At 56.9% G+C, this 12,226-nt stretch carries 9 protein-coding genes; 3 read left to right on the top strand and 6 right to left on the bottom strand.

Annotation, left to right across the window (positions count from 1 at the left end; genetic code table 11):
• Window positions 1-227: 227 nt before the first annotated feature.
• Window positions 228-1,454, bottom strand: coding sequence for a S1C family serine protease (locus B2R17_RS09725; RefSeq protein WP_236615979.1), 1,227 nt, complete (start codon window positions 1,452-1,454; stop codon window positions 228-230).
• A 295-nt stretch (window positions 1,455-1,749) separates the two neighbouring features.
• Between B2R17_RS09725 and B2R17_RS09720 the strand changes: the two genes are divergently transcribed.
• Window positions 1,750-2,193, top strand: coding sequence for a cytidine deaminase (locus B2R17_RS09720; RefSeq protein ID WP_008656695.1), 444 nt, complete (start codon window positions 1,750-1,752; stop codon window positions 2,191-2,193).
• 245 nt (window positions 2,194-2,438) lie between these two features.
• Here B2R17_RS09720 and B2R17_RS09715 read toward each other — a convergent pair whose 3' ends face one another.
• The 4 genes from B2R17_RS09715 to B2R17_RS09700 all read right to left on the bottom strand — a co-directional run bounded on the left by B2R17_RS09715 (window position 2,439) and on the right by B2R17_RS09700 (window position 10,111).
• Window positions 2,439-3,842: a DUF1552 domain-containing protein gene (locus B2R17_RS09715; RefSeq protein WP_286763840.1), complete on the bottom strand. Its 1,404-nt coding sequence runs from the start codon at window positions 3,840-3,842 to the stop codon at window positions 2,439-2,441.
• A gap of 66 nt (window positions 3,843-3,908) precedes the next feature.
• Window positions 3,909-6,635 (bottom strand): DUF1592 domain-containing protein, encoded by a 2,727-nt coding sequence (locus tag B2R17_RS09710; RefSeq protein WP_286763839.1) that lies wholly within the window; start codon window positions 6,633-6,635, stop codon window positions 3,909-3,911.
• A 151-nt stretch (window positions 6,636-6,786) separates the two neighbouring features.
• Window positions 6,787-8,415: a Y-family DNA polymerase gene (locus B2R17_RS09705; protein WP_414707283.1), complete on the bottom strand. Its 1,629-nt coding sequence runs from the start codon at window positions 8,413-8,415 to the stop codon at window positions 6,787-6,789.
• 262 nt (window positions 8,416-8,677) lie between these two features.
• On the bottom strand, window positions 8,678-10,111 hold the full coding sequence (locus tag B2R17_RS09700; protein ID WP_286763837.1) for an ImuA family protein: 1,434 nt from the start codon (window positions 10,109-10,111) through the stop codon (window positions 8,678-8,680).
• 98 nt (window positions 10,112-10,209) lie between these two features.
• On the opposite strand from B2R17_RS09700, the gene B2R17_RS09695 reads away from it, so the two are divergent.
• A complete protein-coding gene (locus B2R17_RS09695) occupies window positions 10,210-10,569 on the top strand; it encodes a LapA family protein (protein WP_286763836.1) in 360 nt (119 codons plus the stop codon).
• Here B2R17_RS09695 and B2R17_RS09690 read toward each other — a convergent pair.
• Window positions 10,554-10,862, bottom strand: coding sequence for a hypothetical protein (locus B2R17_RS09690; protein ID WP_008656702.1), 309 nt, complete (start codon window positions 10,860-10,862; stop codon window positions 10,554-10,556). The genes B2R17_RS09695 and B2R17_RS09690 overlap by 16 nt on opposite strands.
• Window positions 10,863-11,298: 436 nt before the next feature.
• Here B2R17_RS09690 and B2R17_RS09685 point away from each other — a divergent pair, with 436 nt between their 5' ends.
• Window positions 11,299-12,126: a hypothetical protein gene (locus B2R17_RS09685; protein ID WP_063825891.1), complete on the top strand. Its 828-nt coding sequence runs from the start codon at window positions 11,299-11,301 to the stop codon at window positions 12,124-12,126.
• The last annotated feature ends 100 nt before the right edge of the window (window positions 12,127-12,226 follow it).

Below are 12,226 nucleotides of genomic sequence, written 5' to 3'. Positions count from 1 at the left end.
TCTCGCTGAACGCTCGCTTTCCGATCCCTCCGTTGCGGCTTGTCGACTGATTCGTCAACAAGGTTTTGACGCATGTAGGATGGGCACTCTTGCCCGTCCAAGTTGCGGATGTCGGCCAAGAGTGGCCAGCCTACAGCAAAATCGACTCGCCGGTTGTCAACGGGCGGGGTTCGCAAGATGGAACAAGCGAGGTATCGAATAGCCACACGACCTCTGAAGGCGAGGGGTCACTCGGTTTCGTCTTCAGGCGTAGCGGTTGGGTCATCGACGGGAGCCAAGATGGCTTCGAGCTCGATCTCTTCGCCTTTGCGAATCACTTTCAGTGATTGGGTTGAGCCGACGGGTTCTCGTTCGATCGCTTCGCGAAGATCAATTGCTTTGCGAAACTCTTGCCCGGCAAACTCAGTGATCACATCCAATTGTTTCAGACCTGCTCGATCGGCGGCGCTATCGCGAATGATTTCATAGACGAGCACGCCCATTCCCTCAGGCAGCTTGAACATCTTTGACATTTTTGCGTTGAGTTCCACCGTAGTGATTCCCATGGTCGATCGCCGGACGGTGCCGAAGGAAGCCAACTCGCGAGCGATCCATTTGGCTTGATCAATCGGCACGGCGAACCCGATTCCCTGATAGCTGCCGCTGCGAGTTGCGATTGCCGTATTGATCGCGATCACGTTGCCATCCAGGTCGACCAATGGGCCACCGGAATTGCCAGGGTTGATCGCAGCATCGGTTTGCAACAGCCGACTGCGACGGATGCGATCGAGCCTTCGATTCTTTGCGCTGATGATGCCTGCACTGACGGTTGCTTCCAGTTTGAAAGGACTGCCAATCGCGAGCACCCAGTCGCCAATGTCTAGACTTTTGGAGTCCCCGTACTGGGCGATCTTGAGTGGTTCGTCCGATGTGATTTGCAGCACGGCGATGTCGCTGGCAGAGTCGCCGTGCACCTTCTTCGCCACCAGTTCGGTTTCGTTTGGCAGTTGAACAACAACCTTCTTTGCATTGTTGATGACATGGTTGTTGGTCATCACCCAGTAGATCGATTCATCCTTTTCTTTGTCCTCATCGGTCACGTCGACGAATGGATTGATGATCACACCGGATCCCAAACCGCTGAGTTCAAATTCACCGTCCTCGGATTGTTTGGGCGGCATTGGACCGACCGATTCGTCGGGTGATTCCTCGTTCGTATCTTCTTCGGGCTCGTCCTCCGTTTCACCAGAGAGCGTTTGGTTTTGTCCGTAGGAAAACACCGTGACGACCGAAGGGTTGGCTTCGCGAGCGGCGTCGCGGAAGGCTCGCGAAAGTGAGCGGGCGCTGTCTTGGGCGGTTTCGTCGGCGCTTGCCTCGAGCGAAATTGAGATGACCGCGAATGTGAGGGCCATCAGCAACAACGGAAGGTTGTTCAGCAAACGGTTCGGTCGGATGGGGGTGAGTCGGGGTGCCATGCGAAGAGAGTCGAAATTCAGAGGCATTTCAGGAACACTTGGAACCGATGGAGATATGGAAGGTGGACCCGACATGTTAACGCGCCTGAAGTGATTTCGGACGGACGGGATACTGGACGTCCTGTGGTAAAATGGATGCATCACGTCGTGATTTCAGGGGCCAATCTCGACGGAGGTGATTTCGAAGCGTGTTGTCGCATTGCTTTACGGATGCAGGCGGGTACTCTATGGGCATCTGATGGCGGATTCTGCACCTCACTTCGGCGAGTCTACTTCCTTGTCTCTCTATCCTGCCATGACCGACGTACACAGTCACGCATCTGAAATCGATCCGCCTAGCGACGAAGATGTCCAACGTTTGATTCAGGCGGCTATTTCGGCTCGCGATCATGCCTACGCACCGCACAGTCACTTCTATGTCGGTGCGGCTCTGCTGACTCACGATGGACGCATTGTGGAAGGTTGCAACGTCGAAAACGCAAGTTATTCGTTAACACAGTGCGCCGAACGCACCGCCGTTTGCTCGGCTGTCGCGGGCGGATACCGAATGTTCCACGCGGTTGCGATCGCCAGTATTGGCGGAGCGATGCCGTGCGGGGCTTGCCGACAAGTGCTGGCAGAATTCGGGTCCGATCTCTACGTCTACACCATCGATGTGATCGATGGTGACCAGCAAATGCGACGTCTTTCTGAGCTGCTGCCTGACGCCTTTTCGACGTCAGATATTCCCAAACGCTGATTTGCCGACACTCCAGCGTCTTGGTGGCTGGATTCGCCGGAATTCAGATGTTCGAGTTGGTGGGAGTCCGGATTCCGGCGAAACCGGCTACGGAGGGGTGCCCTTGCTAACGCGGCGGGTTGTGACGGACGTGGGCCAGGCTGCCTGGCGGGGTGGCTAGCGAATCCGGCTACGGAAGGTGCGATGCCGGAACACGTCCGCGTCACTTTGATCTGCGGTTTGGCAACCAAGTGTCCTGCAGGGACTCAGATCAGTTCGGTGACTTTGCCGTCGCTGTCTGCAAACGATTCGGCAGGAACATCGAGCTGCTGAAGCATGGTGACGAACAAATTCGAAAGCGGGCGATCTTCGTGCGAGATCTCTTGTTGCCAAGGTTCTCGGCCACCGTTCCAAGCTCCACCCTGCGGATTGGAGCCCGCATTGTTGAGGTACTTGCCATGCCTGAATCCCATGTTCTTGCCGCCAGCCAAGATCAGCGGGTAGTTGCGTGACAGGTGGAAGGCACTGGATGCCGAGCCGAACAGCAGCAGAGTGTTGTCCAGCATCGATCCGCGACCGGCGGGTTCGTCGGTTGCTTTGAGCTTGCCGACGAAACGACCGAATTCTTCATTGAGAAATTGGCAGTAGATCGCAAAGTTTTTCCAGCCGCCGGGATTCTTGGTTTCGTGCGACAGTTGATGGGCCAAGCTGAAGCCAACGGCACGGGCCAAATGATCGCTGATTCCGACGCCGTTTTCTCGACCGATTTGATAGGTCGCTACACGAGTCGAATCAGTTTTGAAAGCAAGGAAGATCATCTCGAACATGGTCTGCAAGTACTGACGCGGTTCGTCGGGCGTCAGGTTGAGGTTCAGATGATCCGCGTTGACAGTTGGCAGAGGTGTTTTGAGCCAATGCTTCGCTTTTTCGACTTTGATCTCCGCTTCACGGACAGAATCGAGGTACTCGTCCAAGCTGGATTGATCGTTCGACGAGAGCGTTTTGCGAAGTGACCTCGCATCGGCAAGCAAATCGTCCAGCGCACTTTGGCTGATCGCCAGTCGACGTGCGGCGTCTTCATCGCTTTTGACAAACAGCATGTCGAAAATGCGTTTGGGACGATTCTCCGCTGGGATGGCTCGGCCATTTCGATTGAATGAAAGCGTGTGGGTTCCCCGCGGCGTCCCGGTGCCACCATCGGTTGACATCACCAATGAAGAATACCGGGTTTGGTTGCCGATGTGCTCGGCGTAAATCTGGTCCAGCGATATGGAATTCTCGTAGGGACCGTTGGATCCAGTGTCAGCGGCGGTCAAAAATTGATCAGCATTGGAGTGCCCGTGGACGCTTCGGGATTTTGGGTGCGAAAATCCTGAAAGAACACTGATCTCATCCCGCAATGGTTCCAGCGGTGACAAGGCCTTGGTGAACTTGAAATCATCTCCCGTTCCATGCGGAAACCAAGACCAATCCTTGTACGCAGGGTCTTCCACCAGCGGCATGGGCACGCCATCGGGGAAGTAGAAACATGCCAAACGCTTTGGGTCCTGAGGCGGTTCAGAGGCTCGGGGGCCAGCCATCGCGACGGATTCAAGCAGTGGCAATGCCAACGCAACTCCGGTTCCGCGAAGAAAGCGACGTCGGTCCAAGCCATTCAGATTCAGTGTCATCAAAGGTTCCTTCAGGACTGCGATCTTGGCGGGAGCTAGTTGTTCGGAAACAAAAACAGACGAGTGTTACTTGGATTGAAACAGGTCGCTGGCGACCAATTGCTCGATCATCGTCGCGAGGCCGTCGCCACGTTGGCGGACTTCGGCGGTGATTTCGTCAATGCTGGAGTGGTCCGAAAATGTGAGCGGACGCCCCAACGCGTAGGTTGCTAACTTATGGACCATGCCACGGACAAATTGATCCTGGCGATGCTCGAGCAGATAGCGTTTGAGGCCTTCGACGCCGGCGAGTTCTTGTTGATTGAACAACGTGGCCGACGCGACGACGGGTTTGCCATTGATGGAGTCACGCCAGCGACCGACCGCGTCGTAATTTTCGAAGGCGATTCCCCAGGGGTCGATCTTGGAATGACACGACATGCACGCGGGATGATTGCGGTGATCAGCCATCCGTTCGATCAGCGTCATCTTCGCGATTTCGGGATCGGCCAAATCAATTTCGGGAACCGCGGGCGGCGGTGGTGGTGGCGGGTCGTTGAGGATGCTTTCCAGCAACCAGACACCACGTTTGAGCGGATGCGAGTCGGTGCCGTCCGAGTTCATCGCCAACAAACCCGCTTGGGTCAGCAAGCCGCCTCGTCGCGGATCGGAGTTCAGTGAGACGCGGCGAAAATGGTTGCCGTACACATTTGGGATTTGATAGTGCCGAGCCAATCGTTCGTTGACCATCGCGAAATCGGCGTGGATGAATTGGAGCACGCTTTCGTCTTCATGCAGCAATTCGTGAAAGAACGTGATCGGTTCACGCTGCATCGCTTCTTTTAGCAGCGGGCTGAGTTTCGGTTTGGTTTCGTTGACATTGAGGAAGTCGAGCAGCTGAAGGTCAAGCCATTGATGAACGAAATGTTCGCTGAAGCGTTCCGCCTTTGGGTCTGCCAACATGCGACGAACCTGTGTTTTGAGTTGTTCAGCGGACGACAGCTGATCGTCGCGAGCGAGTTCGAGCAGTTCGGAGTCTGGGACGCTGCACCACAAAAACAATGCCAGTCGTGTTGCCAGTTCATTCGGCGACAATCGATCCATCGGCGTTTTCGCATCGTTCGTGTCAGCGGAGCGAACGACATACAGGAAATTGGGTGACGAAAGGACGGACGCCAGGACTTCCGAGAGGGCTTCTTCCATCGATTCGCACTGTCCGCGAATTGCGCCGAACAAATCGAGTTTGCGCGTCAGTTCGGCTTCGGTCGGCGGACGTCGCCAAGCACGGTGCATGAATGCGGCCAGAACTTCTTTGGCGTACCGAGGTTCATCGTCGCGATGTTCGCTGGCAATGAAAATCTGCTGGTGTGATTCGGGTGGCCATTGGTCGTTGACGGGTGTCACCACTTCAACATGGTCGATTTGAATGGCCGATTTCGACACGGAGCTGTTGACGAACCGGATGTACTCCGATGGGCTGGGCATGGCTCCCATTTTCGATGCTCCACGGACGGAGTTGCGTGGGTAGATGTCACCCAGCGGAACGTCCCATTCGTAGATTTGCGGTTCATCTGGTGATGCTTCAATCAGGGTGTCAGCGACGCTGACTCGCATGTCTGCACGCCCTTCGTTGCTGGCCCGCCAACCAAATTCCAGTTGCAAACTGGGTGGCTGCGATTTGTCATCGGTCGAGTCGTCTTTCAACCAAGACGCACGAACGCGAACTCGCATGATGCCTCGATTTGGAATTTGATCGCCCAGTTCAAGGATCAATTTTTGGTTGCGACCGCCGGGTAACACCGCCACATGATCGAAGGTCGGCGGCATGACTCGCGGAGCATCTTCAGGAGCCATCGCGTAGCGAGCCCCGTGGTAGGCCCAGGTTGCCGAAACCTTTTGTCCGTTGGTGAGGTCTCGGTAGTGGGTGTCTCGCGGAATGTCTTGGAATGTTTCTCGAAGAGCGTCGACTTCCTGTTTTTGTTTGGCTGGATCGTCTTTGTGTTTCTCGGCAACTTGGTCGAGTTTGGATTGTTGTTGATGGCGGTCGATCTTGCTGTTTTGCTTCATGCTGATGCTCCAGTACATCGGAGCGGGTTGTTCACCCAGCACGATGGATCGATCAAGTGCTTGACGAGCGAGTTGGCGATAGGTGTCCAACTGCTTGACCGTCATGTGCAGCATTTCGGAGCTGTTTTGAAATCCATCTTCCGAATGGGCTTCGGGCGGAAGATCTTTCGCGAATTCGTATGGTAGGCCGAGCAAATCTTGCAACGCGTGGTTGGTTTCATAACGCGTCAGACGGCGAAACGACGAGTGACCACCGGTCGCTCGGCGGACCGAAGATGCAGTTTGAATTTCGCCCGACAACCATTCCACCACGGTGCTTCGATCGTCGTCGTCCATGTCGACTTCGTCCGGTGGTGGCATCTCGCCGTTGTTGAGAACGGCCAAGACTTCGACCCACCACTGAACGTCATCGCCTTGCATCAAATTGGGGTCGAGCGTGTCGACTCGAATGTTGCCCTCTTCGTTGCCGGGGCCATGGCAGTCAACGCAGGACTCTTCCAGGATGGGCGCGATGACATCGCGAAAGGTTTGTAGGTCGGCTTGTGGCGTTTTGGTTTCGTTCGGTCGAGTGGTGGGCTCGAGATACTTCGAACGACTCGCGCCGTGCCGTTTGGTTTCTTCCAAAGATAGCGAAGGGGCGGGAGCATTCGAAGGCTCTTCCGCGATCAAGCATGTACTTGAAAGGCATGCCCAGCAAAACATTGCGAACAGTGCACGCGCATTCGCACGGAACGGTTGGGCGAACATGGGCGGGAGTTCGGAAGGCGGGAGGGAGGAGCGTCCAGGAAGGCGTCGCGTCAACGCGATGACGGTTGCCAACGTGGAGTAAAAGCAAAAGGTGGGGACTTTCTACGCTCGATCCAGTGGAGCTTCATTATGCACAGTCACGCGAACTTAATCAATCGAACCAACCATGAAGTTGCCAATCGGTCGGGTGATTGAGGTCGCGAAAAATCCACCAGCGTGCCCCATCGTCCAGTTCCACTCGGAAGTAATCGCGGCGAACCATCGGGCCTTGCCACCATCGGGTTTCAATCCGTTCGGGGCCCCAGTGCTGATGCACGTTCCACACTTTTCCGCGAAAGCGAAATCTTGGGGGGAACTGATTTTCACCGACGGGGTCTCGGCCATGTCCCAGTGGCGTGAGTCGCTGAGGGGATGAATGCAGTTGAAGCGGCCGACGTCCGGCATCATGGGGCGTTGGCACTCCGTTGCGAGTTCCGCCGCCATGTCGCCCATGAGATTCGTCATGCGATTCCGCGGTCGAGGATGCTTTGGATTTGGGGCGACGCCGCGGCCGGTTGGTGGCGAGTTTGCGACCTCGCGATTGAGTCAGCGGGAAATCCGTGACGGTGTCTTCGGGCAACGGGTCACGATTGATGCGGACGCCTCGCACGGATTCTTCTCCTAATCGACCGCTCAACGAATCGATCAATCGAGCGATGTCGGTTTGACGCGTCCAATCGGTTTGCGTGTCGCTTTCAAAGCCGGGGCCGAAGATCGACGGTTGAGTGCTGGCGAGGACCGCGTCTTGCAGCACGTCCAATCGAAGATGCGTAACCTTGGACTGACAGGCATGCGATTCAAATGCGCCAATCATCAGATTACTGAGGTGGTTCAGGTCCAATGTCGGTGAGAACAGTCCAGATTCGAGCGTCACCGATGGGGACTCGGTGAAGTCGAGTTGGCATCGCAAACGCAACACGCCTCTTCCCAGTGGGCGCAAAGATGCGGTGGCGGATTCGATCAAACGAATGATCCGGTCGCGAATCAAATCCACCGCGTCGGTTGGATATTCCAGTTCCAAAGATGCTGTGTGTTCGGTGGGAATGTCGATCGCGAGAATGGGTTCGTCGACTTCTCCCAGTGCTTGAGCGATGCGGTTGCACAAACCGTGACCGATGCGAGTGGCCAATCCGTTGCGAGGCAATTGCAAGAGCGAACCGATGGTTTCGATTCCCAACCGTTGCAAGGTTTCCACATCCGTTGGGTTTAAACGCAAAGCGGATGGCGGCAACGTTTGCAGTGCGTCGCGGGTGCGATCGGCGGGGGCCAAGAAAAAGTCGAAGTGGTTCTTGGCGGGATCTTTGGTTCGGTTTTGAGAGGGTGCGTGGGTGGCCAACGCCCAAGCCGCACCGACGGTGCTGGCGATTGCCAAGCGAGCTTTCAGGTGACGGCGTTTAAGAATGGTGGCCGCTGCGGCGAGCAAGCCAGGTTCGTCATTGAACAAATGGGTGACGCCGTCGATCTCCGCGACAAGTGCTTCGGGATCATGTCGAAAGCGTCCGGCCCATTTGAAACGGTCGAGTGTTTCCAGTGCGATCTGCGGGCACAGATGGCTTTGCAGTTCGGTCGCCAATGAATGCAACGCTCGCCGATCAGCGACACGATCGTGTTCGTCGATGATCGCGGTGGGGATTGGCGGGAGGCTTTGATTGGCGACGTTTCGGCTGGAGTTGTGCTGGTCGGCCAGTGTGGTTGTGATGTCGACGGCTTGCGCGATCGGCATGCCCAATCGCACGCCCATGGCCGCGGCACGTTGACAGCTCGCCGCCACGATTCTTCCGCGACGTGGGTCGGCGTGCCAAATGATCAGCGGTGCGGTGGCTTGGGGGCTGGATGTGTGAGTGGGGAGTTCAGGCTCGGCCCTCCCCTCGCTTCGCTCGACCCTCCCAGAGGGAGGGTGAAGAGTGGAGTTGGAGGCGCTTCGGGAGGAAGCGTGAAGTGTGGAAGGAGAGCTTCGCTCAACCGTTTGAGATGGAGGGTGAAGTGGCGAAGTCTTGGCAGTGCTATCCCGCGGCTCGGCGGTTGTTTTGTCGTTGGTCGCTGGGGCGTTGAGATTCGCGTTGGCGCTGAGGAGGCTCTCGGCGCGTCGACGTTGGACGGGCCAATTGGGCAGCCAAATGCACAGCAGCCTTTTCATGAGTGTTTGCCGTGGATGTGTCAGCGGTTGTGGTGTCACCAACCGGGTTCGAGTGGGAAACAGGGTTCGAGTGAGCAGCGAGGAAGGGCCGCGAATCCAAATCATGTAGCATCGCGTCGGGGGTGATCGCCAGGAAAGCTTGGCGGGCCGCGTTGGTTTTGGCTCGGGGCATCGTCACGTGAGTCACCCGGAGATCACGATAGCGACGAAGGTTGGTGGGTGGCAAAGCGGAACGGGACCGAGGAAGCGGAACAATTTGTTCGGGCTGAGCCGGCACCGACCGGACGTGCCAGCGAACCGAAGCAAACGAAGGCTGCCGCCCCGCCGACGCGGTTCGCACGAGCAGGCCTGGTGTTCGACCGGTTTCAGCGGCGAGTTGTAATCGGCGCGCGTCGCGATCGTTCAGATTCCAAGGCAACATTGACCACACCGCGGCGACGGAACCGCACCGGAGGGCTTGGTCAAGCGTCCACACCGCGTCGCGGCGGTTGGTGACTCGACACCAAACGATTCGTTCGGCGGGGATGCCGCAAGCGATCGCGGCGGGAGCATAGAAATGACCGCCGGGGTCGACGACGATGATGGGACCGTCGTGATGAGCGTGTGCCGATGAATGAGGTTGGTTGGCCGTTCCTAAAATCTGGGCCGCGGCGAGCAAGGAAAGTGTGCCCGCGCCGCCGCCTTCGGTTTCCGCGATCCATTCACTGATCGTGCCGCGTCTCATTCCGCCGCCGGGCAACCAAGAATCCAGAGCCGAAGATCCGGTCGAAAAACGCGGGGTGGAATCGGTCGCGGCGAGCGGATCCGAGATCGCTTCGGTTTGGCGACGCAGTTTTTGCAGCAACGCTTCGCGAGTGGCGGGGGCGTGTTCGGCTTGGCTCTCGTTTGGCTCGCTTTGCTCGGCCCTCCCCTCGCTTCGCTCGACCCTCCCAGAGGGAGGGTGAAGGTGAGTTGGGGCACCGCTTCGCTCGACCTTCTCGGAAGGAGGGTGAAGTGGGGAGAGGGAAACGCTTCGCTCGGCTCTCCCAGAGGCAGGCGGAAGGTGAGTTGGGTCGTTGCGCCGTTCTACCTTCTCGGAATGAGGGGGAAGGAGAGTCTGGTCGTTGCTTTGGTTGGCTGGTCTGGAGGGGAGCTGGGGGGCTGCGTGACGACGCTTGGTGATTGAGGTTACAGTGGAAGAAGCCACCGATTCCTCCCAAAAAGCAAAGGTTTGCTGTTCGGGAGCCTGTTCCAACACGCTGGTGGACGCGATCAAACGGCGTGGAACGGAGATGTTTTCGGTGGAAATGCTGTTTGGCATCGTCTTGCTGCCTGCCTCGTTTGGTCAGTCCATTGATCCTAGCAAACATTTGCTAGCAAATCCCTTTTTTCGCGAGAAATCACCCTCGCCGATTTCACATGCTCCAGAAAATCCGCTGGTTTTTGTCGTTGGTGGCCGTCTTGGTCGTCGTCATCGTGGCGTTTCAAAACCAAGACGCGGTGCCGCTAACGATTCTGTTTTTCAGTGGTGAATACCCGCTGACGTTGCTGCTGCTGGGCTGTTCCGGCGTCAGCTTTGTGCTTGGGTGTTTGATGACCGCGTGGAGGATCCGCAGTCGCCACAAGGCTCAAATTGCCCGGGAATCCGAAGCGAAAAAGGAATCCGAGGCCAAAAAAGCGGAAGCCACTGCGAAAGAGACGTCTTCCACGAAGAAGAAAAGTGTCGTGGGCAACGAGTCAGCCGAAGCTTCCATCGGCTTGGATCAGGAAGCGACCTGAACGTTGTCGTCGGCAGCGTCAAAGTCGCTGGCCTTTTGTTGCGACGCGGCTCGGCGGCGAGCCACCAAATCGTGGCGACGCAAAACGGCTTGAGCGAGATCGCCGATTCGCTGAATGGGACGTTCGGTCGATGCCCGCTGAGATTCGAGCTGTTCCCGGCCTTCGCGGATCAATTCGGCGAGAGCCAACAGTGAGTTGTCCGATCCATTGGACTTCGGTGCCGCGGTTGCGGAGACCGATGCGATCACGGGGGAAACCGGTGCGATGGCGTCGAAGAGAGAAAGCTGAGTCATTCGAAAAACCTTCGTCAGTGGGGCGGGAGGCCGGAGTGACGTGTGGGTCACGTCTCACTGAAAAGATTGTTCGCAAGGTCCGTGACACGTTTGGTCACGCAGGAAGAGCGTTCGAATTTGACGGTTGTGAGGATCACACTTCCAGGGGGCGGTCGATCTCCCCGGTCGTTCGTAAAACGTTTGCCTCCAACGACTTGGGGAACTAATGTGACCCATGCTTTATTGGCCGCTCTGGCTACCGGTGCATCGTGTTTGCACGGTGGACATGGCCGCTGGCATCTCACTCATCCCCAAACCCTGCCACCCCAGTTAGTCAGCTCGTCGACGGTTTCTGCTGCCGTGGAAGAGCGATCTGGTGCGTGAGCGCTGCACAATTGGCGTTCCCTTGCTCTGGAAACCTGCACCTCTTTCTGCTGTCAAACAATCGACACGTTCGGTGGCAATTTCGTTGGCTGCCGTGGGGTCGATCGCCTTGGCCACGTCATTGACATGTGTCGCCACAGAAACCGCTCAGCTCATGTTGGTTTTGTCGTCGATCAGCCGTGACGCAATCGTTTGGACGAATTGGGGTTTGGCGTTGTTGTTGTTTGCGGCAACGACCGCTTATGTGTTTCCGATTTTGTCGCGAGCCTTTGGTGTGCGGGTCAAGCATTGGTTTCCGCTGCTGACTCGTCGCAAGTTACGGTTGTCGGATTTGGCGACTGAGCGACGTGCGCTTCGTGCGTGCTTGATCGTGTTGGCTGCATTTCCATTGCAAACGAGTTTGGCTCATTCGGTCATGTTACGAGCAACTCGAGGGGAATCGAGCACGTCATTCGTGCCGGCTTGGTTGTTCTTGTTGTTAGCTGTCGTGATGATGATCGTGGGAGCGCTGGTTCACTTTCAATTGCCCAAGATCTATTTGAAGTGTCGTTTCGATTCGCTGCTCAATGGACTCCGGCACTATCCTCGCGGAGTGGCGCTCCGCAGTTTCATCGCCCAGTGGGACAACCCGACTCGTGAAATCTATACGGCTTGCCGAGTCAGTCGCCGAGTCGCGTGGGCCTATCGCGCCGGCATCTTGATCTCCGCCGCATGCTTCACCGCCGCCGGTTGCTTGGTCGCACGAGTCGAACTGCCTTGGGCGTTGGACGAATTGGGGACCGTGATCGCCATCGCCAGCATCTTCAGTTTGTGGCCGACCGCGGTGCGAATGGTGAACTGGAGCGGTCTGGTTCTGGATCCCATTTGCGGCGGCCCCGACGAATTCGATGAGTACGAGTGAGTCGTCAGCGTCCGGTTAAAAGACGCACAGGGGTGAAAACCTGCTGATTCGGCTACAATCGTCCCCGTCATTGCCAAGAGGCGATCAACTCGACGTTTGA

Source organism: Rhodopirellula sp. UBA1907 (genome assembly GCF_002337565.1).
In the GTDB taxonomy this organism is placed as follows: Bacteria; Planctomycetota; Planctomycetia; order Pirellulales; family Pirellulaceae; genus Rhodopirellula; species Rhodopirellula europaea.
The sequence above is the reverse complement of the archived record's forward strand: the minus strand, read 5'-3'. Positions and strand labels throughout refer to the sequence as shown.

Excerpts from the sequence above, each read along its gene's own strand:
- B2R17_RS09705 (WP_414707283.1), bottom strand. The coding sequence starts at position 8,415 with ATGGGCGTGCGATTGGGCATGCCGATCGCGCAAGCCGTCGACATCACA.
- B2R17_RS09690 (WP_008656702.1), bottom strand. The coding sequence starts at position 10,862 with ATGACTCAGCTTTCTCTCTTCGACGCCATCGCACCGGTTTCCCCCGTG.
- B2R17_RS09695 (WP_286763836.1), top strand. The coding sequence starts at position 10,210 with ATGCTCCAGAAAATCCGCTGGTTTTTGTCGTTGGTGGCCGTCTTGGTC.
- B2R17_RS09725 (WP_236615979.1), bottom strand. The coding sequence starts at position 1,454 with ATGGCACCCCGACTCACCCCCATCCGACCGAACCGTTTGCTGAACAAC.
- B2R17_RS09710 (WP_286763839.1), bottom strand. The coding sequence starts at position 6,635 with ATGTTCGCCCAACCGTTCCGTGCGAATGCGCGTGCACTGTTCGCAATG.
- B2R17_RS09700 (WP_286763837.1), bottom strand. The coding sequence starts at position 10,111 with ATGCCAAACAGCATTTCCACCGAAAACATCTCCGTTCCACGCCGTTTG.
- B2R17_RS09720 (WP_008656695.1), top strand. The coding sequence starts at position 1,750 with ATGACCGACGTACACAGTCACGCATCTGAAATCGATCCGCCTAGCGAC.
- B2R17_RS09715 (WP_286763840.1), bottom strand. The coding sequence starts at position 3,842 with ATGACACTGAATCTGAATGGCTTGGACCGACGTCGCTTTCTTCGCGGA.